Consider the following 23,373-nt stretch of genomic DNA (forward strand, 5'->3'; position numbering starts at 1 on the left):
CACCGTTTCCGGTGTCCCCCTCGTCCGTCAGTCGCGGGCCGCGGTCAGCGATTCGGCGTGTTCCTGCAGGGAGCGCACTCCCACGCCACCGGTGTGGAGGGCGTCGATGCCCTGGACGGCGGCGGCCAGCGCCTGGACCGTGGTCAGGCAGGGCACGGAGCGGGCCACGGCCGCCGTGCGGATCTCGTAGCCGTCGAGGCGGCCGCCGGTGCCGTAGGGGGTGTTGACGATGAGGTCGACCTCGCCGTCGTGGATGTGCTGGACGATGGTCTTCTCGCCGTTCGGGCCGGGGCCCTCGGACTGCTTGCGTACGACGGTGGCGTCGATGCCGTTGCGCCGCAGGACCTCGGCGGTGCCGGAGGTCGCGAACAGTTCGAAGCCGTGGGCGACCAGTTCGCGGGCGGGGAAGATCATGGAGCGCTTGTCGCGGTTGGCGACCGAGATGAACGCGCGGCCCTTGGTGGGCAGCGGCCCGTAGGCGGCGGCCTGCGACTTGGCGTAGGCGGTGCCGAAGACGGAGTCGATGCCCATGACCTCGCCGGTGGAGCGCATCTCGGGGCCGAGCACGGTGTCGACGCCGCGCCCGGAGGTGTCCCGGAAGCGGCTCCAGGGCAGCACGGCCTCCTTGACGGAGATCGGCGCGTCCAGCGGCAGGGTGCCGCCGTCACCGTTCGCCGGCAGCAGCCCCTCGGCGCGCAGTTCGGCGACGGTGGCGCCGAGCGAGATGCGGGCGGCGGCCTTGGCCAGCGGCACCGCGGTCGCCTTGGAGGTGAAGGGCACCGTACGGGAGGCGCGCGGGTTGGCCTCCAGGACGTAGAGGATGTCGCCGGACAGCGCGAACTGGATGTTGATCAGTCCGCGGACGCCGACGCCGCGCGCGATGGCCTCGGTGGAGGCGCGCAGCCGCTTGATGTCGTGGCCACCGAGGGTGATCGGGGGCAGGGCGCAGGCGGAGTCGCCGGAGTGGATGCCGGCCTCCTCGATGTGCTCCATGACGCCGCCGAGGTAGAGCTCGGTGCCGTCGTAGAGGGCGTCGACGTCGATCTCTATGGCGTCGTCGAGGAAGCGATCGACCAGGACCGGCCGGGAGGGGCTGATCTCGGTGGACTCGGCGATGTAGGTCGCCAGCCGGGTCTCGTCGTAGACGATCTCCATGCCGCGCCCGCCGAGCACGTAGGAGGGCCGCACCAGGACCGGGTAGCCGATCTCGTCGGCGATGGTCTTGGCCTCGGCGAAGGTGGTGGCGGTGCCGTGCTTGGGGGCGGGCAGGCCGGCCTCGGCGAGCACCCTGCCGAAGGCGCCGCGGTCCTCGGCGGCGTGGATGGCCTCCGGGGAGGTGCCCACGACGGGCACACCGTTGTCCTTCAGGGCCTGCGCGAGGCCGAGCGGGGTCTGTCCGCCGAGCTGGACGAGGACGCCCGCGACGGGTCCGGCCTGCTGCTCGGCGTGGACGATCTCCAGGACGTCCTCCAGGGTGAGCGGCTCGAAGTAGAGCCGGTCGGAGGTGTCGTAGTCGGTGGAGACGGTCTCGGGGTTGCAGTTGACCATCACGGTCTCGTAGCCGGCGTCGCTGAGTGCGAAGGAGGCGTGGACGCAGGAGTAGTCGAACTCGATGCCCTGGCCGATACGGTTCGGGCCGGAGCCCAGGATGATGACGGCGGGCTTCTCGCGCGGGGCGACCTCGTTCTCCTCGTCGTAGGAGGAGTAGAAGTACGGCGTCCGGGCGGCGAACTCGGCGGCGCAGGTGTCGACGGTCTTGTAGACCGGGCGCACGCCCAGCGCGTGCCGCACCTCGCGCACCACGTCCTCGCGCAGCCCGCGGATCTCGCCGATCTGCTGGTCGGAGAAGCCGTGCCGCTTGGCCTCGGCGAGCAGTCCGGCGTCCAGGCGCTCGACGGAGGCGAGCTCGTCGGCGATCTCCTTGAGGAGGTAGAGCTGGTCGACGAACCACGGGTCGATCTTCGTGGCCTCGAAGACCTCCTCGGGGGTGGCGCCCGCGCGGATGGCGCCCATGACGGCGTTGATGCGGCCGTCGGTGGGGCGCACGGCCTCTTCGAGGAGGGCGGCCTTGTCCCCGGGGTCCCCGACGAAGGTGAACTGGCTGCCCTTCTTCTCCAGGGAGCGCAGCGCCTTCTGGAAGGCCTCGGTGAAGTTCCGGCCGATCGCCATGGCCTCGCCGACCGACTTCATGGTGGTGGTCAGCGTGGAATCGGCGGAGGGGAACTTCTCGAAGGCGAACCGCGGGGCCTTGACCACCACGTAGTCGAGCGTGGGCTCGAAGGAGGCCGGGGTCTGCTCGGTGATGTCGTTGGGGATCTCGTCGAGGGTGTAGCCGACGGCGAGCTTGGCCGCGATCTTGGCGATGGGGAAACCGGTCGCCTTGGAGGCGAGCGCGGAGGAACGCGAGACCCTGGGGTTCATCTCGATGACGATGACCCGGCCGTCGGCGGGGTCGACCGCGAACTGGATGTTGCAGCCACCGGTGTCGACGCCGACCTCGCGGATGATCGCGATGCCCATGTCGCGCAGGATCTGGTACTCGCGGTCGGTGAGCGTCATCGCGGGGGCGACGGTGATGGAGTCGCCGGTGTGCACGCCCATGGGGTCGAAGTTCTCGATGGAGCAGACGACCACGACGTTGTCGTGCTTGTCGCGCATCAGCTCCAGCTCGTACTCCTTCCAGCCGAGGATGGACTCCTCCAGGAGCACCTCGGTGGTCGGCGAGAGGGTGAGGCCGGTGCCGGCGATGCGGCGCAGCTCCTCCTCGTCGTGGGCGAAGCCGGAGCCGGCGCCGCCCATGGTGAAGGAGGGGCGGACCACGACCGGGTAGCCGCCGAGCGTCTCGACGCCCGCGAGGACGTCGTCCATGGTGTGGCAGATGACCGAGCGGGCGGACTCGCCGTGGCCGATCTTCTTGCGGACCTCCTCGACGACCAGCTTGAACTGGTCGCGGTCCTCGCCCTTGTGGATGGCCTCCACGTTGGCGCCGATCAGCTCGACACCGTACTTCTCCAGGACGCCGTTACCGTGCAGGGAGATCGCGGTGTTCAGGGCCGTCTGGCCGCCCAGGGTGGGCAGCAGCGCGTCGGGGCGCTCCTTGGCGATGATCTTCTCGACGAACTCCGGGGTGATCGGCTCGACGTAGGTGGCGTCGGCGATCTCCGGGTCGGTCATGATCGTCGCCGGGTTGGAGTTGACGAGGATCACCCGCAGGCCTTCGGCCTTCAGGACGCGGCACGCCTGGGTGCCGGAGTAGTCGAACTCGGCGGCCTGGCCGATGACGATCGGGCCGGAGCCGATGACCAGGACGGACTGGATATCGGTGCGCTTAGGCACGCTGGCCCTCCATCGGGACTGAGCTCATCAAAGACGTGAAACGGTCGAACAGGTAGGCGGCGTCGTGCGGGCCGGCCGCCGCCTCGGGGTGGTACTGGACGCTGAAGGCCGGCCGGTCGAGGAGCCGCAGGCCCTCCACCACGTTGTCGTTCAGGCAGACGTGGGAGACCTCGGCGCGGCCGAAGGGGGTCTCGGAGACCTTGTCCGTGGGCGCGTCGACGGCGAAGCCGTGGTTGTGCGCGGTGACCTCGACCTTGCCGGTCGTACGGTCCTGCACCGGCTGGTTGATGCCGCGGTGGCCGTACTTCAGCTTGTAGGTGCCGAACCCGAGCGCGCGGCCGAGGAGCTGGTTGCCGAAGCAGATGCCGAACAGCGGGGTGCCGCGCTCCAGGACGCCGCGCATGAGGGCGACGGGGTGGTCGGCGGTGGCCGGGTCGCCGGGACCGTTGGAGAAGAACACGCCGTCCGGGGAGACCGCGTACACGTCGTCGAGCGTGGCCGTGGCGGGCAGGACGTGCACCTCGATGCCGCGCTCGGCCATGCGGTGCGGGGTCATCCCCTTGATGCCGAGGTCGATCGCGGCGACGGTGAACTTCTTCTCCCCGTGCGCCGGGACGACGTACGCCTCCTCGGTGGTGACCTCCTCGTAGAGGCTGGCGCCCTTCATCTCGGGCACCTCCCGGACGCGCGCCAGCAGGGTGGCGTCGTCCTTCAGGGCGTCGCCGCTGAAGATGCCCACCCGCATGGCGCCGCGTTCGCGCAGGTGGCGGGTGAGGGCGCGGGTGTCGACGCCGGAGATGCCGACGACGCCCTGGCCGGCCAGTTCCTCGTCGAGGGTGCGCCGGTTGCGCCAGCTCGACGGCACGCGCGCGGGGTCGCGCACCACGTAGCCCGCGACCCAGATGCGCTTCGACTCGGCGTCCTCGTCGTTGACGCCGGTGTTGCCGACGTGCGGGGCGGTCATCACGACGACCTGCCGGCGGTACGACGGGTCGGTGAGGGTCTCCTGGTAGCCGGTCATGCCGGTGGAGAACACCGCTTCACCGAAGGTCTCCCCCACGGCCCCGTAGGCACGGCCGCGGAAGATACGGCCGTCCTCCAGGACGAGTACGGCGGGAGACTTGGCTCCCCTTGTGGAGGTGGTCATCGTGCGCCTTCCGTTTCCGTCTTGTTGATCATGTGGCTCAGGGCCTCGACCCACTCCGGGTGCTCGGCCGCGTGGTCGGAGCGGAAGCCGGAGTCGATCAGCCTGTCGCCGTGCTCCCAGGTGACCACCAGCAGTCCGCCCTCGGTGAGGACCTTGCCGGCGATGCCCTTGTCGAGCCGGGCCCCGCGCAGTGCGGCGGCCGGGACGAAGAAGTCGGCCGCCCCGGGGCGTACGACCTCCAGTCCGGCGTGGGTCAGGGTGAGCTCGGCCCGGCTGCGGGTGCCCAGGCCGCGCGCGACGATGCGGTCGAGCCACTGTCCGGCGGTGGTGGAGCCGTGGTAGCGGCCGCTCGCCGTGAGGGTGGCGGGGCCCCGGTCGTCCGGCGCCTCGGGAAGCTCCGGGAGGTCGCTCTGGAGGGTGCCGCGCCACTTCCAGCCCTCGCGCATCAGCCAGTAGAGGAGGGCGACAAAGAGAGCGAGGCCCACCAGCCAGCCGATGCGGGCGGCCCAGTCGGTCACTTCCGCCGATTTCTGTTCGGCGGCCAGTAGCTGCAGAGATGTCACGTGAGCTTCCCGTCGACGAGCGTGGCCCTGCCCCGGAGCCAGGTGTGGGTGACACGGCCCGGCAGCGCGCGGCCCTCGTACGGGGTGTTGCGGCTGCGCGAGGCGAAGCCCGCGGGGTCCACCTGCCCACGGTATGCCGTGTCGACCAGGGTGAGGTTGGCGGGCTCACCTGCCGAGACGGGCCGGCCGTGGCCGTGCGCCTGTCCGATCTCGGCGGGCTTGGCGGACATGCGCGCGGCCACCCCGGCCCAGTCCAGCAGCCCGGTCTCCACCATCGTCTCCTGGACCACCGACAGCGCGGTCTCCAGGCCGACCATGCCCATGGCGGCGGCGGCCCACTCGCAGTCCTTGTCCTCGTGCGGGTGCGGGGCGTGGTCGGTGGCGACGATGTCGATCGTGCCGTCGGCCAGCGCCTCGCGCAGCGCGTGCACGTCGCGTTCGGTGCGCAGCGGCGGGTTGACCTTGTAGACCGGGTTGTAGGTGCGCACCAGTTCGTCGGTGAGGAGCAGGTGGTGCGGGGTGACCTCGGCGGTGACCCGGATGCCGCGGGACTTGGCCCAGCGGACGATGTCGACGCTGCCCGCGGTGGACAGGTGGCAGATGTGGACGCGGGAGCCGACGTGGTCGGCGAGCAGCACGTCCCGGGCGATGACCGACTCCTCTGCGACGGCCGGCCAGCCGCCGAGACCGAGCTCGGCGGAGACGACGCCCTCGTTCATCTGGGCGCCCTCGGTGAGGCGCGGTTCCTGCGCGTGCTGCGCGACGACGCCGCCGAAGGCCTTCACGTATTCCAGGGCGCGGCGCATGATCACGGCGTCGTGGACGCACTTGCCGTCGTCGGAGAAGACGGTCACGCCGGCCGCCGAGTCGTGCATGGCGCCCAGTTCGGCGAGCTTCTTGCCGTCCAGGCCGACGGTGACGGCGCCGATGGGCTGCACGTCGCAGTATCCGTGTTCCCGGCCGAGTCGGTACACCTGTTCGACCACGCCGGCGGTGTCGGCGACGGGGAAGGTGTTGGCCATGGCGAAGACGGCCGTGTAGCCGCCGGAGGCCGCCGCGCGGGTACCGGTGAGCACGGTCTCGGAGTCCTCGCGGCCGGGCTCGCGCAGATGGGTGTGCAGGTCGACCAGGCCCGGCAGCAGCACCTTGCCGTCGGCCTCGACGATCTCCGCGCCCTCGGTGTCACCGGCGGACAGCCCGGTGCCGATGTGCATGATCGTTTCGCCGTCGATCAGGACGTCCTGCGGCGCGCCACCGAGCACCTTCGCACCGCGGATCAGGGTCTTGCTCATGCCGGTTGGTTCTCCTCCGTGGTGCGGGCGTGCGTGAGGGCGGGTTCGTTGCCGCCGAGCAGCAGGTACAGGACGGCCATGCGGATCGAGACGCCGTTGGCGACCTGCTCGACAGCGGTGCAGCGCGGCGAGTCGGCGACCTCGGCGGTGATCTCCATGCCGCGGACCATGGGTCCGGGGTGCATCACGACGGCCTGGCCGGGCATCCGCGCCATGCGGTCGCCGTCGAGGCCGTAGCGGCGGGAGTACTCGCGCTCGGTCGGGAAGAACGCGGCGTTCATGCGTTCGCGCTGCACGCGGAGCAGCATCACCGCGTCGGACTTGGGGAGTGTCGAATCGAGGTCGTAGGAGACCTCGCAGGGCCAGCTCTCCACGCCGACCGGGAGCAGGGTGGGCGGGGCGACCAGGGTCACCTCGGCGCCCAGGGTGTGCAGCAGGTCGACATTGGAGCGGGCGACCCGGCTGTGCAGGATGTCGCCGACGAGCGTGATGCGCTTGCCGGTGAGGTCCCGGCCGAGCCCGGCGTCCCGGCCGACCAGGCGGCGGCGCATGGTGAAGGCGTCCAGGAGGGCCTGGGTGGGGTGCTGATGGGTGCCGTCGCCCGCGTTGATCACGGCGGCGTCGATCCAGCCGGAGTTGGCCAGCCGGTAGGGGGCGCCGGAGGCGCCGTGCCGGATGACGACGGCGTCGACGCCCATCGCCTCCAGGGTCTGCGCCGTGTCCTTGAGGGACTCGCCCTTGGACACGCTGGAGCCCTTGGCGGTGAAGTTGATGACGTCCGCGGACAGGCGCTTCTCGGCGGCCTCGAAGGAGATCCGGGTGCGGGTCGAGTCCTCGAAGAAGAGGTTGACGACGGTACGGCCGCGCAGGGTGGGCAGTTTCTTGATCGGCCGGTCGGCGACCCGGGCCATCTCCTCGGCGGTGTCGAGGATCAGGACGGCGTCGTCGCGGGTGAGGTCGGCGGCCGAGATGAGATGACGCTGCATCTTTTTCAGGCTCCGTAGGGCGGTTCGGGGCAGGGGGCCGGGGTGCGGGGAGGCCGGGCGCCTTCCGGCGGCAGGGCCTTTCGCCGGCAGGGGCTTCCGGTGTGGCGGTACGGCACACGCGCGGGCGCACGGGTGCCCGGCGGGGGCTCGCTCGCGGCAGGCGTACGGCGGTGCCGTACGCCGGGAGCTACGGCTGGGCGGCCGGCTTCACCCCGAGCAGCACGGTGTCGCGGCCGTCCTCCTCGGAGAGCAGGACCTTGACCGTCTCCCGGAGCGACGTGGGGAGGTTCTTGCCGACGTAGTCGGCGCGGATCGGGAGTTCGCGGTGGCCGCGGTCGACGAGGACGGCGAGCTGCACGGCGCGTGGCCGGCCGATGTCGCCCAGCGCGTCCAGGGCGGCGCGGATGGTGCGGCCGGAGAAGAGCACGTCGTCGACGAGGACGACGAGGCGGCCGTCGACGCCGTCACCGGGGATGTCGGTGCGGGCGAGCGCACGCGGGGGCTGCATGCGCAGGTCGTCGCGGTACATGGTGATGTCGAGGGAGCCGACCGGGACGGTACGGCCGGTGATCTGTTCGAGCTTGACGGCGAGCCGGCGGGCGAGGAAGACGCCCCGGGTCGGAATGCCGAGGAGCACCACGTCGTCGGCGCCCTTGGCGCGTTCGACGATCTCGTGGGCGATGCGGGTCAGTACCCGCGCGATGTCGGGCCCCTCGAGCACGGGCCGGGCATCGGAAGCCTGCGTGTCGACAGGCCTGCCGACCTTGTTGTCCATGGGAAACGGACCTCCTTCTCCGCCTCACGGGACGGACCTTAAAGGACGTCGGATTTGCGCCATCCACGCTACCAGGTCCGGCTTGGGCTCCTGCCCGCGCCCCCTCCGCGGCGCCGGTTTGCCACCGGGATCCCCCGGTTCCTCCCCCCGTTCTGCACCGGTTTCCCCCTCCGACCCGCCGCCCGGTCACCCCTTCGGCCGACGGATGCCACCCGTTCGGCGCCACCACCCGCCGCCGGCACGTGGAAGGGGCGGGCCGACCGATTCCGCTTGACGGGGGAGAGTCACGCTGCGTAACCTCACAGTGAGTCACCAAGCCGCGCGGCCGCGCCGCACGTCGACACAGTGTCCGGGAGCCATATGTCCAGCGAATACGCCAAACAGCTCGGGGCCAAGCTCCGGGCGATCCGCACCCAGCAGGGGCTGTCCCTCCACGGTGTCGAGGAGAAGTCCCAGGGACGCTGGAAGGCCGTCGTCGTCGGTTCGTACGAGCGCGGCGACCGTGCCGTGACCGTGCAGCGCCTCGCCGAGCTGGCGGACTTCTACGGGGTACCGGTGCAGGAGCTGCTGCCGGGCACCACGCCGGGCGGGGCCGCCGAGCCGCCGCCGAAGCTCGTCCTCGACCTGGAGCGGCTGGCCACTGTGCCGGTGGAGAAAGCCGGCCCCCTGCAGCGCTACGCGGCGACGATCCAGTCGCAGCGTGGTGACTACAACGGCAAGGTCCTCTCCATCCGCCAGGACGACCTGCGGACACTCGCCGTCATCTACGACCAGTCGCCCTCGGTGCTCACCGAGCAGCTGATCACCTGGGGTGTCCTCGACGCGGACGCGCGCCGCGCCGTCGCCCACGAGGACGCCTGACCGGCGGCCTCACGCAGAAACGTGCCGCCGGGGTGGCGGGAACCCAGGAGGTTCCCGCCACCCCGGCGGCCGTGTGAGGCGCCGCGGCGCTATCCGCGCCGCAACGACGGCTTCAGCTCCTTCAGACGGCCGAGGAGGCCGTTCACGAACGCCGGTGACTCGTCCGTGGAGAACTCCTTGGCGAGCTGGACCATCTCGTCGAGCACGACCGCGTCCGGCGTCTCGTCGACCCAGATCAGCTCGTAGGCGCCGAGCCGCAGGATGTTGCGGTCGACGACCGGCATCCGGTCCAGCGTCCAGCCCACCGCGTACTGCGCGAGGAGCTCGTCGATCCGCGTCACATGCTCCGCGTAGCCCTCGACGAGCTGCATCGTGTACTCGCTGACCGGCGGCTGCCGGGTGTCGCTCCGGGACAGGGAGACCCAGTCCGCGAGCACGGTCAGGACGTCGGCGCCTCGCTGGTCGCCTTCGAAGAGGATCTGGAAGGCGCGCTTGCGGGCCGTGTTACGGGCAGCCACGGTTAGCTGTTCACCCGGCCGAGGTAGTCACTCGAACGGGTGTCGACCTTGATCTTCTCACCGGTGGTGATGAAGAGCGGGACCTGGATCTGGTGACCGGTCTCCAGGGTGGCGGGCTTGGTACCGCCGGTGGAGCGGTCGCCCTGGACACCCGGCTCGGTCTCCTGGATGGTCAGCTCGACGGCGGCGGGCAGCTCCACGAAGAGCACCTCGCCCTCGTGCTGCGCGACGGTGGCCGTGAAGCCCTCGATCAGGAAGTTCGCGGCGTCCCCGACGGCCTTGCGGTCGACGTGGAGCTGGTCGTAGGTCTCCATGTCCATGAAGACGAAGTAGTCGCCGTCCATGTAGGAGAACTGCATGTCGCGCTTGTCGACGGTGGCCGTTTCGACCTTGACGCCGGCGTTGAACGTCTTGTCGACGACCTTGCCGGAGAGCACGTTCTTGAGCTTGGTGCGCACGAAGGCCGGGCCCTTGCCGGGCTTGACGTGCTGGAACTCGACGACGGACCAGAGCTGGCCGCCTTCGAGCTTGAGCACCAGGCCGTTCTTGAGGTCGTTCGTGGAAGCCACGGTTGCGGAATCTCCTGGACTGACGAGTGGACGACAAGAAGGCAAGCGCTACAGCGCGAGCAGCTCCTTGGTCGTGATGGTGAGTAGCTCGGGTCCGCCGTCCGCCTCGGGGCGTACGACGAGCGTGTCATCGATCCGGACACCGCCCCGGCCCGGAAGGTGGACCCCCGGTTCGACGGTGACCGGCACGCAAGCGTCCAGTTTACCCATGGCCGTGGGGGCCAATTGAGGGTCCTCTTCGATTTCCAGTCCGACACCGTGTCCCGTCATCTGCGGCTGCTCGTCCCCGTGGCCCCCGGAGTCGATCACCTGCCGCGCCACCCGGTCCACGTCGCGGCACGCCACACCGGGTGCCAGGGACTCGCGTCCGGCCCGCTGGGCGGCGAAGACCAGGTCGTACAGCTCGATCTGCCAGTCGGCGGGCGAGGTTCCGATGACGAACGTACGGCCGATCTCGCAGCGGTAGCCGTGGTAGGCGGCGCCGAGGCACACGGTGAGGAAGTCGCCCTCCTCCACCCGGCGGTCGGTGGGGCGGTGACCGCGGCGGCCGGAGTGCGGGCCGGTGGCGACGGAGGTGGTGAAGGCGGGGCCGTCGGCGCCGTGGTCCACGAGGCGGCGCTCCAGTTCGAGGGCGAGGTGCCGCTCGGTGCGGCCGACCAGGATCGACTCCAGGAGTTCGCCGAGGGCCTGGTCGGCGATCTCCGCGCCGACGCGCAGCAGGGCGATCTCCTCCTCGTCCTTGACGAGGCGCAGTTGTTCGACGACGCCGCCGACGTCGTCCAGCCGCAGCCGGGGCGCCACGGAGCGCAGGGCACGGTGACGGGAGACCGTGAGGTGGTGCTCCTCCACCGCGAGGGACTCGGCGCCCTGACCGGCGGCCAGGTCGGCGGCGGCGACCGCCGCGTCACCGACGCGGGCGCCCTGGCCCGCGGCACGGCCCGGCAGGGTCTGGACGCGCAGCGATTCGTCGAGGCGGTCGGCCCCGGGCTGCGGATCGGGCGGACCGGGACTGAGCAGCAGGTCCTCGTCACGGCCGAGCAGCAGGACCGAACCGCGGGGCGCGGCGCCAGCGAGATAGCGGACGTTGACGGGGCGGGAGATCAGTGCCGTCGCGCTGCCGCTCGCGCTGCAGCGGTCCCTCAGGCGGTTGCGGCGGATCGCGTACACCTCGGACATGTCCCGAGCGTATGAGCTGCGGGCGATTTGTGCCGGTTGGGGGCCGCCGGGCGGGGGTGGCAGAACCGTTCCCGCGGTCCGTCCGTCCGGCCGGCCGTCACCAGGTGGGCGGGCTCGCTATCGCCCGGGCCAGGACGTCGTCCAGGAGCCGGGCGGTGGACGGGACGTCCAGGTGGGAGTTGTCGATGATCGGCAGACCCGAGCCGTACCAGCCGGCCATGCGCCCGTGGATGCGGGCGACCTCCTCGTCGGTGAGGCGGCGGTTGCCCGAGCGCTCGGCGTTGCGCTCCAGGACGATCTCCAGGCCGGGCAGCAGGACGACCGGCAGCAGGCCGGGGCCCACGTGCCGCTTCCAGCCGCCGAGGCCGACGACGGGGCGGTCCGGGAAGACGGCGTCGTCCAGGATGCAGGAGATGCCGTTGGCCAGGAAGTTGCGGGCGGCGAAGCCGCAGGTGCGGCGGGCGAGACGATACTGCGCCTCGGAGTTGTCGTTCCATCCGGACTGCGGGTCGGCGAAGCCGGAGCGAACCCATTCGCGCACGTCGTCGAGGCTGATGTGCGCGGTGGGGACCCGGCGGCGGTCCGCCCAGTACTTGGCGACACTGGTCTTGCCGGCCCCGGCGGGGCCGATCAGCAGAACGGCGAGCGTGGTGGTCGTCGGATCGGGCGCGCCCGCGGCGGGCGGGACGTGCGGGATGCCGACGGGGCCGCCCGGCGGGAGCGTCACATGACCGGTGGTCTCCGGCCGGACCTGCGCGGGCGGAGCGGAGGGTGCGGGCGGCGGCCCGTGGTGCGCGGGCGGGCCCGCCGGAGCGGGAGGTGCCTGCGGAGCGGGCGGTGCGGGCACGCCGGCCGGAACGGGGGCGGGGGCGTGGGGCGGGACAGGGGCGTGGGCCGGCGGCGCGGGCATGTGCGTGGAGGGCCCGCCCGGGGGCGGCACCGGCCCGGTGCCGAAGCCCGGCGGTGTCGCCGGCGCGGGGCCCGGGTGGCCCTGGGGGTGGTGCGCGGCCGATGACCACACGGCCGCCGGCGGCTGCCCCTGCTGAAGGGGCGGCGGCAGCGGAGCTCCCACTGCGTGCTGCATCCGGTGCCACTCCGTCTCGTACAGGCTGTCGGCGCTGTCCGCGGGGCCCGACCGCCCGCCGCCTACCGAACGGTACCGTCCTTGGCCGTGTCTGTGTGAACGGCCGGGGGTACGGGGCTCCGCCCCCGGGGCTGCCGCCCCAGCCCCGAGGGGGCTGCCCCCCTGAACCCCCCGGAGGATGCCGGGGCGAACCCCCGGCCCCAGAACTGACCACGGGGAGGCGTGCGTTACTCGGCGACCTCTCCGTACGCGGCCAGCAGTACCGCCGGGTCCGGGCCCTCCAGGACCGTCGGCCTGGCGAGGCCGTCCAGGACGATGAAGCGGAGGAGGTCGCCGCGGGACTTCTTGTCGACCCTCATGTTCTCCAGGAGCCGGGGCCACTGGTCGTGCCGGTAGTGCAGGGGCAGCCCGACGGACTCCAGGACGGTGCGGTGCCGGTCGGCCGTGGCGTCGTCCAGGCGGCCCGCCACGCGGCCGAGTTCCGCGGCGAAGTGCATGCCGACGGCGACGGCCGCGCCGTGCCGCCACTTGTAGCGCTCGTTCTTCTCGATGGCGTGCCCGAGCGTGTGCCCGTAGTTGAGGATCTCGCGCAGCCCGGACTCCTTGAGGTCCGCGGAGACGACCGCGGCCTTGACCCGGATGGAGCGCTCGATGAGCTCGGCGGTGTGCGGACCGTCCGGCGTGCGGGCGGCCTGCGGGTCCTCCTCGATGAGGTCGAGGATCACCGGGTCGGCGATGAACCCGGCCTTGATGACCTCGGCGAGCCCGGAGACGTAGTCGTTGACCGACAGGGACCCCAGCGCCGCGAGGTCGCACAGCACGCCCGAAGGCGGGTGGAACGCACCCACCAGGTTCTTGCCCTCGGCGGTGTTGATGCCGGTCTTGCCGCCGACCGCCGCGTCCACCATGGCGAGCACGGTGGTGGGGACGGCGATCCAACGCACCCCGCGCAGCCAGGTCGCGGCGACGAAGCCGGCCAGGTCGGTGGTGGCCCCGCCGCCGACGCCGACGATCACGTCGGTGCGGGTGAATCCGGACTGCCCGAGCGCCTTCCAGCAGTAGGCGGCGACCTCGGCGGTCTTGGCCTCCTCCGCGTTCGGCACCTGGACGGCGATCGCCTCGTACCCCTGGTCGGCGAGGTCGGCGCGGAGCGCCTCGCCGGTCTCGGCGAGCGCCTCGGGGTGCACGACCGCGACCCGCTTCGCCTTGGGCCCGATGAGTGTGCCCAGCTCACCGAGGAGCTGCCGGCCCACCAGGACCTCGTAGGGCTCGGTTCCGGCGGTGCCGCCGATCTCGATGCGTGTGACCGACTCGCTCATGACTTCTTCCATCCCATAGCGTCCAGGACGGCTTGCGCGACCTCTTCCGGGTCGCGTCCGTCGGTGGCCACCACCGCGGTGGCGACCTCTTCGTACAGGTGCCGCCGGGCCTCCATCAGCTCGCGCCACTGCTTGCGCGGGTTGATGGTGAGCAGCGGCCGGGCGACGTTCAGGCCCGTGCGCCGGACGGCCTCCTCGACGTCCATCGTGAGGTAGGCGACCTTGTGCCCGGTGAGCAGCGCGCGGGTGTCCGCGTCCAGGACCGCGCCGCCGCCGAGCGCGAGGACGCCGTCGTGCTCGGCCAGCGCCCGTCGTACGGCGTCCTTCTCCAGGGCGCGGAAGACCGGCTCGCCCTCGTCGACGAAGATCTCCGAGATGGTGCGGCCCCGCGCGGCGACGATGTCGGCGTCCGTGTCCCGGTACGTGACGCCGAGCCTCTCGGCGAGCAGCTCGCCCACGGTGGACTTGCCCACGCCCATCGGGCCGACCAGGACGACGACCGGCGCGGCGCTCACCGGATCGCCAGGTTCTCGAGGAAGGACGTCACGTTGCGGTGGGTCTCGGCGACGCTGTCGCCGCCGAACTTCTCCGCGACCGCGTCGGCCAGGACCAGCGCGACCATGGCCTCCGCGACGATCCCGGCCGCCGGTACCGCACACACGTCCGAGCGCTGGTGGTGGGCCTGCGCCTGCTCGCCGGTGACCACGTCCACCGTCCGCAGCGCCCGCGGCACGGTCGCGATGGGCTTCATCGCGGCCCGCACCCGCAGCAGCTCACCCGTGGTGAGTCCGCCCTCGGTGCCGCCGGAGCGCCCGGAGGAGCGCCTGATGCCCTCGTCGGTGGCCAGGATCTCGTCGTGCGCCTGCGAACCCGGCACGCGCGCCAGTTCGAAGCCGTCGCCGACCTCGACGCCCTTGATGGCCTGGATACCCATCAGCGCGGCGGCGAGCCGGGCGTCCAGCCGTCGGTCCCAGTGCACGTGCGAGCCGAGACCCACCGGCACGCCGTACGCCAGCACCTCGACCACGCCGCCGAGCGTGTCGCCGTCCTTGTGGGCCTGGTCGATCCGGTCGACCATCGCCGCGGAGGCGTCCGCGTCCAGGCAGCGCACCGGGTCCGCGTCCAGCCGCTCCACGTCCGCAGGCGTCGGATACACGCCGTACGGCGCCTTCGCCTCGGCCAGCTCCACCACATGGGAGACGATCTCGATGCCGGCCGTCTCCTTCAGGTACGACCGGGCCACCGCGCCCAGCGCCACCCTGGCGGCGGTCTCGCGGGCGGAGGCGCGCTCCAGGATCGGCCGGGCCTCGTCGAAGCCGTACTTCTGCATGCCGGCCAGGTCCGCGTGGCCCGGACGCGGGCGGGTCAGCGGGGCGTTGCGGGCCAGGCCCGCGAGGATCTCCGCGTCGACCGGGTCGGCCGCCATGACCTGCTCCCACTTCGGCCACTCGGTGTTGCCCACCATGACCGCGACCGGGGAGCCCAGCGTGAGACCGTGCCGCACCCCGCCGAGGAACGTGACCTCGTCACGTTCGAATTTCATCCGGGCGCCGCGCCCATAGCCGAGCCGTCGCCTCGCCAGGTGGTCGGCCACCATGTCGGTGGTGATCGGTACGCCGGCGGGAAGGCCCTCCAGCGTCGCGACAAGTGCGGGACCGTGGGACTCACCCGCGGTCAGCCAACGCAGCCTGCTCAACGAAGCTCCTCAGTGCTCGCGCCCCGAACTGCCCCCCGTACGCGCGTCCTCGCGTACGGCGACGGCGTGACCGGGGTGCGCGGTGCCGGCCCGCCGCCTGAATCCTCCCACGTCCCCCGGGAGGAACCGGCCGTCGGTCCATACAGCGGACGCGCGGACCCGGTGTCGGCGACGCTCAGCGCGCCGCCAGCGCGTGCTCCCCCGCCTTGCGCATGGCCTCCAGGGGCGCGACAGGCACACCGGTCATCTGTTCGACCTGAAGGACGGCCTGGTGCACCAGCAGGTCGAGCCCGCCGACGACGGCACCGCCGTACGCCGACCAGCGCGCCGCCAGGGCGGTCGGCCAGGGGTCGTAGAGGACGTCGAAGAGGGTGGCGGGCCGTTCGGGTACGGCACCGGCGAGCGCGTCGGTCGCCCCGGCGGGGGTGGTGGCGATCACCAGGGGGGCGCCGAGCGCCTCCGCGGCGTGCGCCCAGTCCCGGGTACGGACCGGCACCTCCAGGCGCGCGCCCCACTCCCGCATCTCGGCGGCGCGGACCTCGCCGCGCACATAGGCGACGACCTCGCCGGTGCAGACGCGGGCGAGGGCGGCGAGCGCGGAGGAGGCGGTGGCCCCCGCGCCGAGGATCGCCGCGGAGTCCACCTGTTCGATGCCCCGCTCGCGCAGCGCGGCGACCATCCCGGGGATGTCGGTGTTGTCGCCGCGTCGGCGGCCGTCCGCGGTGAACACGACGGTGTTGACGGCCTCGACCGAGGCCGCCGTCTCGCTGATCTCGTCGACCAGCGGGATGACGGCCCGCTTGAGCGGCATGGTGAGCGACAGCCCCACCCACTCGCCCCCGAGCCCTTCGAGGAACCCCGGCAGCGCCGCCTCGTCCACCTCGAACCGGTCGTAGGACCAGTCGGTGAGCCCCAGTTCCGCGTAGGCGGCGCGGTGCAGCACCGGGGAGAGGGAGTGGGCGATCGGGGAGCCGAGCACGGCGGCCCGGCGGGTGGGGTCGGTGCCGGTCATCGGTCCGTCATTGTCCGTTCTCCTGGCTTTCCAGGTACTTCTCGCGGTTCCGGTTCTGCTCCTCGTTGGTCTCGGCGAACAGTGTCTTGTCCTCGCTGACCGAGACGAAGTAGTACCAGTTGCCCTCGGCCGGGTGGAGGGCGGCGTCGATCGCGACCTCGCCGGGGTTGTCGATCGGCCCGGGCGGCAGACCCTTGATCTTGTACGTGTTGTACGGATCGTCGAGCTGGCGCAGCTGGTTGACGGAACCGGTGGCCAGCTTGGACTCGCCGCGCAGGTAGTTGACCGTGGAGTCGAAGTCGAGCAGTCCGTAGGTCTCGGTGTTGTCCTTCTTGAGCCGGTTGTAGACGACCCGGGCGACCTTCTCGAAGTCGGACTTGTTCTTGCCCTCGGCCTGCACGAGGCTCGCGACGGTGAGGACCTGCAGCGGACTGTCGAGGCCGAGGCTCTGGGCCTTCGCGTCCAGGCCCAGCTCCGCGTACCGCTTCTTGGCCTGGTTGACCATGTCCGCGAGCACGTCCTCGGGCTTCATGCCCTTGGAGACGGCGTAGCTGGAGGGGAAGAGGAATCCTTCCAGCGGGTCCTTGATGTCGTCGTCGGTGTCGGCCCAGCTCGGCAGGCCGAATTTCGACCACTTCTTCTCCGCGACGCCCTTGGTGGTGCCCTTGTCCAGGTCGAGCTTCTTGTCGAGGTCCGCGTAGACCGCCGCGTTGCGCTCGCCTTCGAAGACGACCAGGTTGTTGCGGCTCTTGGGATCGAGCATCAGGGCGACGGCGCTGGCGGCGGACATCTGCTTGTGCAGCGTGTAGGCACCCGCCTGAATGGTGTTGCCCTGGGCGTTGTCGGCCTGGGCGGCGACGAACGCGTCCACGCTCTTGACCACGCCGGCCTTCTTCAGGAGCTGCCCGATGGCGGCGCCGTTGGTGCCCTTCGGGACGGTGACCGTCACGCTCTCGCCGGTGCCGTCGCCCGCGTAGTCGGGGGCCGTGCCGTAACGGTTCTGGTAGAAGTGGTAGCCGACATATCCGACACCGCCGAGGCCGCCACCGAAGACGAGGACGACCACGAGGCAGGCACAGCCGTTGCGGCGCTTCCTGCCCTTGTCCTTGCCGCCCTTGGCCCCCTTCGTGGAGGCACGCCCCTTGCCGCGGCGGCCGTCGGGGGCGTCCCGCTCGTCCGGATCGTCGAAGTCCTCGGCCGGATCGTCGTCCCGGGGACCGTCCGGATCACCCGCGAAGAAGGGGTGTTCCTCCTCCTCGGGCGGGCCCGGGTCCCAGTCCGGACGCGGCTCGGTCCCGGTGGCGGGCTGCGCGGCGTAGACGTCGCCCTGGTCGGCGGCGTACGGAACGTGCTGCTGTGCCCCGGCCGGGACCTGCTGCTGTCCCGGGGCGGGCATCTGCGGCTGCTGTCCCTGACCGGCACCGGGCGTCTGCGGCTGCTGTCCCTGACCGGCACCGGGCGTCTGCGGCTGCTGTCCCGCTCCGTGCCAGCCGCCGTCGCCCTGTCCTTGCCCCTGTCCCTGCCCGTACTGCTGTTGGACATGACCGGCGTAGCTCTGCTCGCCCTGCTGGGGGTAGCCGCCCTGCACCTGCTGGTACGGCTGCCCGTACTGGTCGTGCCCCTGGTACTGCTGCCCCTGCTGCACCGGGTACTGCTGCGGGTACTGCTGCTGTCCCTGGTCGTAGCCGGGCTGCTGCTGCGCCTGGCTCCAGTCGCCGTGACCCTGCTGCTGCGGCTGCTGATGGCCGCCGTAGGGGGACTGGTCGGCGGGCGCCTGCTGTCCTCCCCATCCGCCGTCCCCGTACAACGGGTCCTCGGGATGCCACGGTTCGGAGCCCGGGCCCCGGCCATACTCAGTCATCGATCCCCTAGAGCCGCGAGGCCTCCCTAGTGCCGCGCCCGTGCCCGGCTTTGGTTCTGCCTCTTGCTGTGCGGTGGCTGTTCGAACCCCGTCCGCATGGCGCGGAACGTTACCGTATCGCGATCAGATGACCACTTCGACGCCCTCGCCGGGAGACGTACCTGACACCCGTTCGGATTCCAGTGCCTGCTGGAGGATGATCACAGCGGCGGCCTGGTCGATCACGGAGCGCCCCTTCTTGGACTTCACGCCGGAGGCGCGCAGTCCCTGGCTCGCCGTGACGGTCGTCATCCGCTCGTCCAGCAGGCGCACCGGCACCGGTGCGATCAGCCGCGCCAGTTCCTGGGCGAAGCCGCGCACCTTGACCGCGGCCGGGCCCTCGCCCCCCTTGAGGGAACGCGGCAGCCCGACGACGACCTCGATCGGCTCGTACTCCTCGACGAGCTGCCTCAGCCTGCGGTGCGCGGCGGGGACGTCGCGCCCCGGGACCGTCTCCACCGGGGTGGCGAGGATCCCGTCGGGGTCGCAGGAGGCGACCCCGATGCGGGCGTCCCCGACGTCGATCGCGAGGCGGCGGCCCCGGCGCACTACTTGGCCGTCTCGGTGACGAGGCGTTCGACCGCCTCCACGGCCTCGCCGACGGCGGCCGGGTTCTGGCCGCCGCCCTGGGCCACGTCCGGCTTGCCGCCTCCGCCGCCGCCGAGGGTCTTGGCGGCGGTGCGCACCAGGTCACCGGCCTTGAGACCGCGCTCGCGGGCGGCCTCGTTGGTGGCGATCACGGTGAGCGGCTTGCCGTTGTTCACGGCGAACAGGGCGACCACGGCGGCCCGGCCGCCCTGGATGCGGCCGCGTACGTCGAGGACCAGCCTGCGCAGGTCGTCGGCGGAGGTGCCGTCCGGGACCTGCCCGGTGACCACGGCGACGCCGCGCACGTCCTTGGCGGACTCGGCGAGTCCGCCGGCGGCCTGGAGCACCTTCTCCGCGCGGAACTTCTCGATCTCCTTCTCGGCGTCCTTGAGTCGGGCGAGCATGCCGGCGATCTTCTCGGGCAGCTCCTCGGAGCGGCCCTTGACCAGCTCGGTGAGCTGGTTGACGACCGTGTGCTCGCGGGCCAGGAAGTTGTACGCGTCGACGCCGACCAGGGCCTCGATCCGGCGCACACCGGAGCCGATGGACGACTCGCCGAGCAGCTTGACCAGGCCGAGCTGGGCGGTGTTGTGGACGTGGGTGCCGCCGCACAGCTCCTTGGAGAAGTCGCCGATGGTGACCACGCGCACGCGCTCGCCGTACTTCTCGCCGAACTCGGCGATGGCGCCCTGCTTCTTGGCCTCGTCGATCCCCATGACGTCGGCGCGGACGTCCAGGTCGCGGGCGAGCACCTCGTTGATCTTCTGCTCGACGTCGGTCATCACGGCCGTCGGGACGGCGGCCGGGGAGCCGAAGTCGAAACGGAAGCGGCCGGGCTGGTTCTCGGAGCCGGCCTGGGCGGCCGTCGGGCCGAGGGCGTCGCGCAGGGCCTGGTGGGTGAGGTGGGTGGCCGAGTGGGCGCGGGCGATGGCCTTGCGGCGGCGGTCGTCGATCGAGGCCTGGGCCTTGGCGCCGACCGTGACCTCGCCGACCTGGACGACGCCCTTGTGGACGTAGACGCCCGGGACCGGCTTCTGGCAGTCGCGGATCTCGATGACGGCGCCGGAGTCGACCCGGATGCGGCCGGTGTCGCCGATCTGGCCGCCGCCCTCGGCGTAGAACGGGGTGCGGTCGAGGACGATCTCGACCTCGTCGCCCTCGGTGGCGGCCGGTGAGGAGACGCCGTCGACGAGGATGCCGACGACGGTGGACTCGCCCTCGGTGTCGGTGTAGCCGATGAAGTCGGTGGCGCCGGCGCTGTCGGCGATCTCGCGGTAGGCGCCCAGGTCGGCGTGGCCGGTCTTCTTGGCCAGGGCGTCGGCCTTGGCACGCTCCCGCTGTTCCCTCATCAGGCGGCGGAAGCCGTCCTCGTCCACGGACAGCCCCTGCTCGGCGGCCATCTCCAGGGTGAGGTCGATGGGGAAGCCCCAGGTGTCGTGGAGCAGGAACGCCTTGTCGCCGGCGAGCACCGTGGAGCCGGCGGCCTTGGTCTCACTCACGGCGGTGTCCAGCACGTTGGTGCCGGCGTTGAGGGTCTTGAGGAAGCGGGCCTCCTCGGCGAGGGCGACCTTCTCGATGCGCTCGCGGTCGGACACCAGCTCCGGGTACTGCTGCCCCATCGTCGCGATCACGGTATCGACGAGGTCCTTGACGACCGGGCCGGTGGCGCCGAGGAGACGCATGTTACGGATGGCGCGGCGCATGATGCGGCGCAGTACGTAGCCGCGGCCCTCGTTGCCCGGGGTGACGCCGTCGCCGATGAGCATCACGGAGGTGCGCATGTGGTCGGTGACCACGCGCAGCGAGACGTCGGAGTCCCGGTCGTCGCCGTAGGCGACACCGGTCAGCTCGGTGGCCTTGTCGATGACGGCCATGGAGGTGTCGATCTCGTACAGGTTCTGCACGCCCTGGAGGATCATGGCGAGCCGCTCGAGACCGAGTCCGGTGTCGATGTTCTTGCTCGGCAGGTCCCCGAGGATCTCGAAGTCCTCCTTGCCGATGCCCTGGCCCCGCTCGTACTGCATGAAGACGAGGTTCCAGATCTCCACGTACCGCTCGTCGTTGACGGCGGGGCCGCCCTCGACGCCGAACTCGGGGCCGCGGTCGTAGTTGATCTCGGAGCAGGGGCCGCAGGGGCCGGGGACGCCCATGGACCAGAAGTTGTCCTTCTTGCCCAGGCGCTGGATCCGCTCGGCGGGGACGCCGACGACATCGCGCCAGATCCGCTCGGCCTCGTCGTCCTCCTGGTAGACGGTGATCCAGAGCTTCTCGGGCTCCAGGCCGTAACCGCCCTTGTCCTGGGGGGTGGTGAGCAGTTCCCAGGCGAGCTTGGCGGCGCCTTCCTTGAAGTAGTCGCCGAAGGAGAAGTTGCCGCACATCTGGAAGAACGTGCCGTGCCGGGTGGTCTTGCCGACCTCTTCGATGTCCGGTGTACGCACGCACTTCTGGACGCTGGTGGCGCGGTCGAAGGGCGGCTTGACCTCGCCGAGGAAGTAGGGCTTGAAGGGCACCATGCCGGCGGGGACGAGGAGCAGAGTCGGGTCGTCCGCGATGAGCGACGCCGAAGGGACGACGGTGTGCCCGCGCTCCTCGAAGAAGCTCAGCCAGCGGCGGCGGATCTCGGCCGACTCCATCAGTGGTCCTCATTCCGGTTGTACGAGTGGTACGTCGGCCTCTCGACGTACCGCGGTGTGTCGTGGTTCTCGATGGCGGCGAACCGCCGGGGCTCGGGGAGTTCGTGGCCGGGGACGGGGGCGTTGATGCCCAGCGCGTCGCCCAGTTCCGCCTCCCGGCGGGCCATGTTGTCGCGGACGTCGAGCGCGAAGCCGACCGCCCGGTCCTTGATCCGGTGGCCGGTCTCCAGCGCCTTGTCGGCGGCGGTGGCGGCGAGGCTCTCCGGGGTGAGCCGCCTCAGCGTGCGGTTGACCTTGGTGGTGGCCCAGACCCCGGCGGCGACGCCGGTGCCGAACCAGAACGTACGGCGGAACATGCTGGGTCAGTTCCCCTTTTCGCGGTGGGCGCGGTCGGCTGCCCGCTGTGCGCGCCTGGCCCGGCGGGCGGCCGGGACGGTGCGGCCGACGATCACCTCGCGGCGGGACTCGGCGGCGGACGGCCGGTCGTCGCGGCGGCCGGTGAGGGCGCGGCGCACGCCGTAGCCGAACGCGGCGACCTTGACCAGGGGGCCGCCGAAGGTGGAGGCGACGGTGGTGGACAGCGCGGAGGCGTTCGACGTGACTTCCTGGACGTCGGTGGCGATGGCGTCGACCCGGTCGATCTGGGTCTGCGCCGAGCGCACCGCCGCGGAGGCGTCGTTCAGCAGCGGGACGGCCTGTTCGGTCACGTCCGCGACGAGTCTGGTGGTCGCCCGGAGCGTCTGGGCCAGCCTCGCCAGTGCCACGGCGAGGAAGGAGACCAGGATCGCCCAGAACACGGCCACCAGGATTCCGGCCACCTCTCCACCGGACACCTGTGCGCACCCGCTCCCTGAAACGTGTCTGACCGTCGTATCCGTCGAATTCGCTCAACTCGTCGAATCCGCTGAACTCGTCGAACGTGTCGAACCCGGCGACGAGCAGTACCCCCGAGACTATCGCGCCCGGAGTGCCGGTCCGTACCGCATTACCGGCGACGGCGCCCGCAAACGCCGGGGCCCGCCGTCCCGGCCACGAGGGCGGGGCGACGGGCCCGGGCACACGGTGTGCGCCGCGTCCGCTGAGGGGTGATCAGCGGGCGTAGTACTCGACGACGAGCTGCTCGTCGCAGATCACCGGGATCTCCTTGCGGTTCGGCTCGCGGTCCAGGCGGAACGCCAGGGCCTTGAGGTTCACCTGGAGGTAGCGCGGGGTCTCGCCCTCGGGGGCGAAGCCGCCTTCACGGGCGATGGAGAAGAGGGTCTTCTCCCGGCTGCGCTCACGGACCATGACGACGTCGTCCGGCTTCACGCGGAAGGACGGCTTGTCGACCTTCTGGCCGTTGACCTCGATGTGTCCGTGGACGACCATCTGGCGGGCCTGGTAGATCGTGCGGGCGATGCCCGACCGCAGGACCAGCGCGTCGAGACGGCGCTCGAGCTCGATGACCAGGGCCTCACCGGTCTTGCCCTGCGTCTTGGCGGCACGCTCGTAGGCGCGGACGAGCTGGCGCTCGGACACGTCGTACTGCGCGCGCAGACGCTGCTTCTCGAGCAGACGGACCTTGTAGTCCGAGTTCTGCTTGCGGCCGCGGCCGTGCTCACCCGGCGGGTAGGGGCGGGCCTCGAAGTACTTGACGGCCTTCGGGGTCAGCGCGATGCCGAGGGCACGCGACTTCTTGACCTTGGGGCGGGGCTGGTTCGCCACTTCTTCTTCTCTTCTCTCGCTTACGGCTTCACCAGGGTTACGGGAGGTCGCATCCGCAGCCGGGGAAACCCGCCGGGCCGGTGAAACCGGGCCTGCCGGGCAGCCGCTCCCCTGTTCTGGGCACATACGTGCAGCACGCGAGTGGCCCACCGACCGGGACCCCGGGGTCCGTGAAAACTTCGGGGGTGGTGGTGGGCTGCCCGCGACACCTTCG

21 protein-coding genes are annotated in these 23,373 nt (G+C 71.4%); 1 reads left to right on the forward strand and 20 read right to left on the reverse strand.

Features of this window, described 5'->3' with window-relative positions; genetic code table 11:
- Positions 1-27: 27 nt before the first annotated feature.
- The 6 genes from carB to pyrR all read right to left on the reverse strand — a co-directional run bounded on the left by carB (position 28) and on the right by pyrR (position 8,099).
- Positions 28-3,336, reverse strand: a complete 3,309-nt coding sequence (gene carB, locus QFZ64_RS06930) for a carbamoyl-phosphate synthase large subunit (RefSeq protein WP_307063405.1) — start codon at positions 3,334-3,336, stop codon at positions 28-30.
- Entirely contained in the window at positions 3,329-4,483 is a 1,155-nt protein-coding gene (gene carA / locus QFZ64_RS06935; protein ID WP_307063408.1) for a glutamine-hydrolyzing carbamoyl-phosphate synthase small subunit, read from the reverse strand. The genes carB and carA overlap by 8 nt, the downstream gene beginning before the upstream one ends.
- The gene (locus tag QFZ64_RS06940; protein WP_307063410.1) at positions 4,480-5,046 is read right to left on the reverse strand and encodes a hypothetical protein; all 567 of its coding nucleotides are present in this window, start codon (positions 5,044-5,046) and stop codon (positions 4,480-4,482) included. Before QFZ64_RS06940 ends, carA begins: the two co-directional genes overlap by 4 nt.
- Positions 5,043-6,338 (reverse strand): dihydroorotase, encoded by a 1,296-nt coding sequence (locus QFZ64_RS06945; protein WP_307063412.1) that lies wholly within the window; start codon positions 6,336-6,338, stop codon positions 5,043-5,045. The genes QFZ64_RS06940 and QFZ64_RS06945 overlap by 4 nt, the downstream gene beginning before the upstream one ends.
- On the reverse strand, positions 6,335-7,324 hold the full coding sequence (locus QFZ64_RS06950) for an aspartate carbamoyltransferase catalytic subunit (RefSeq protein ID WP_307063414.1): 990 nt from the start codon (positions 7,322-7,324) through the stop codon (positions 6,335-6,337). Before QFZ64_RS06950 ends, QFZ64_RS06945 begins: the two co-directional genes overlap by 4 nt.
- 187 nt (positions 7,325-7,511) lie before the next feature.
- The gene (gene pyrR, locus QFZ64_RS06955) at positions 7,512-8,099 is read right to left on the reverse strand and encodes a bifunctional pyr operon transcriptional regulator/uracil phosphoribosyltransferase PyrR (protein WP_307063416.1); all 588 of its coding nucleotides are present in this window, start codon (positions 8,097-8,099) and stop codon (positions 7,512-7,514) included.
- A 360-nt stretch (positions 8,100-8,459) separates the two neighbouring features.
- Here pyrR and bldD point away from each other — a divergent pair, with 360 nt between their 5' ends.
- Positions 8,460-8,960 (forward strand): transcriptional regulator BldD, encoded by a 501-nt coding sequence (bldD, locus tag QFZ64_RS06960; RefSeq protein ID WP_006141583.1) that lies wholly within the window; start codon positions 8,460-8,462, stop codon positions 8,958-8,960.
- A gap of 89 nt (positions 8,961-9,049) precedes the next feature.
- Here bldD and nusB read toward each other — a convergent pair whose 3' ends face one another.
- The 14 genes from nusB to rpsD all read right to left on the reverse strand — a co-directional run bounded on the left by nusB (position 9,050) and on the right by rpsD (position 23,159).
- Positions 9,050-9,478: a transcription antitermination factor NusB gene (gene nusB / locus QFZ64_RS06965; protein ID WP_307063420.1), complete on the reverse strand. Its 429-nt coding sequence runs from the start codon at positions 9,476-9,478 to the stop codon at positions 9,050-9,052.
- Positions 9,479-9,480: 2 nt separating this feature from the next.
- Positions 9,481-10,047 (reverse strand): elongation factor P, encoded by a 567-nt coding sequence (gene efp, locus QFZ64_RS06970; RefSeq protein WP_307063422.1) that lies wholly within the window; start codon positions 10,045-10,047, stop codon positions 9,481-9,483.
- A 48-nt stretch (positions 10,048-10,095) separates the two neighbouring features.
- Positions 10,096-11,223: an aminopeptidase P family protein gene (locus QFZ64_RS06975; protein WP_307063425.1), complete on the reverse strand. Its 1,128-nt coding sequence runs from the start codon at positions 11,221-11,223 to the stop codon at positions 10,096-10,098.
- A 97-nt stretch (positions 11,224-11,320) separates the two neighbouring features.
- Positions 11,321-12,307, reverse strand: a complete 987-nt coding sequence (locus QFZ64_RS06980; protein WP_307063427.1) for an AAA family ATPase — start codon at positions 12,305-12,307, stop codon at positions 11,321-11,323.
- A gap of 227 nt (positions 12,308-12,534) precedes the next feature.
- Complete coding sequence (gene aroB / locus QFZ64_RS06985) at positions 12,535-13,626, reverse strand: 3-dehydroquinate synthase (protein WP_307063429.1); 1,092 nt, start codon at positions 13,624-13,626, stop codon at positions 12,535-12,537.
- Complete coding sequence (locus QFZ64_RS06990) at positions 13,623-14,141, reverse strand: shikimate kinase (protein ID WP_307063431.1); 519 nt, start codon at positions 14,139-14,141, stop codon at positions 13,623-13,625. Before QFZ64_RS06990 ends, aroB begins: the two co-directional genes overlap by 4 nt.
- Positions 14,138-15,322 (reverse strand): chorismate synthase, encoded by a 1,185-nt coding sequence (gene aroC, locus QFZ64_RS06995; RefSeq protein WP_307063433.1) that lies wholly within the window; start codon positions 15,320-15,322, stop codon positions 14,138-14,140. Before aroC ends, QFZ64_RS06990 begins: the two co-directional genes overlap by 4 nt.
- A gap of 175 nt (positions 15,323-15,497) precedes the next feature.
- Positions 15,498-16,334: a shikimate dehydrogenase gene (locus tag QFZ64_RS07000; RefSeq protein ID WP_307063435.1), complete on the reverse strand. Its 837-nt coding sequence runs from the start codon at positions 16,332-16,334 to the stop codon at positions 15,498-15,500.
- A gap of 7 nt (positions 16,335-16,341) precedes the next feature.
- Positions 16,342-18,195 carry an endolytic transglycosylase MltG gene (gene mltG, locus QFZ64_RS07005; protein ID WP_307063437.1) on the reverse strand — a complete coding sequence of 618 codons (1,854 nt, stop codon included), beginning with the start codon at positions 18,193-18,195 and terminating at the stop codon, positions 16,342-16,344.
- Positions 18,196-18,318: 123 nt separating this feature from the next.
- Positions 18,319-18,783, reverse strand: a complete 465-nt coding sequence (ruvX, locus tag QFZ64_RS07010) for a Holliday junction resolvase RuvX (RefSeq protein ID WP_307063439.1) — start codon at positions 18,781-18,783, stop codon at positions 18,319-18,321.
- Complete coding sequence (gene alaS, locus QFZ64_RS07015) at positions 18,783-21,455, reverse strand: alanine--tRNA ligase (RefSeq protein WP_307063441.1); 2,673 nt, start codon at positions 21,453-21,455, stop codon at positions 18,783-18,785. Before alaS ends, ruvX begins: the two co-directional genes overlap by 1 nt.
- Complete coding sequence (locus QFZ64_RS07020) at positions 21,455-21,811, reverse strand: hypothetical protein (RefSeq protein WP_307063443.1); 357 nt, start codon at positions 21,809-21,811, stop codon at positions 21,455-21,457. Before QFZ64_RS07020 ends, alaS begins: the two co-directional genes overlap by 1 nt.
- A gap of 6 nt (positions 21,812-21,817) precedes the next feature.
- On the reverse strand, positions 21,818-22,288 hold the full coding sequence (locus QFZ64_RS07025) for a DUF948 domain-containing protein (protein ID WP_307063445.1): 471 nt from the start codon (positions 22,286-22,288) through the stop codon (positions 21,818-21,820).
- A 256-nt stretch (positions 22,289-22,544) separates the two neighbouring features.
- Positions 22,545-23,159, reverse strand: coding sequence for a 30S ribosomal protein S4 (gene rpsD, locus QFZ64_RS07030; RefSeq protein WP_307063447.1), 615 nt, complete (start codon positions 23,157-23,159; stop codon positions 22,545-22,547).
- Positions 23,160-23,373: the final 214 nt, after the last annotated feature.

It is taken from the genome of Streptomyces sp. B3I8, assembly GCF_030816915.1.
Classification (GTDB): domain Bacteria; phylum Actinomycetota; class Actinomycetes; order Streptomycetales; family Streptomycetaceae; genus Streptomyces.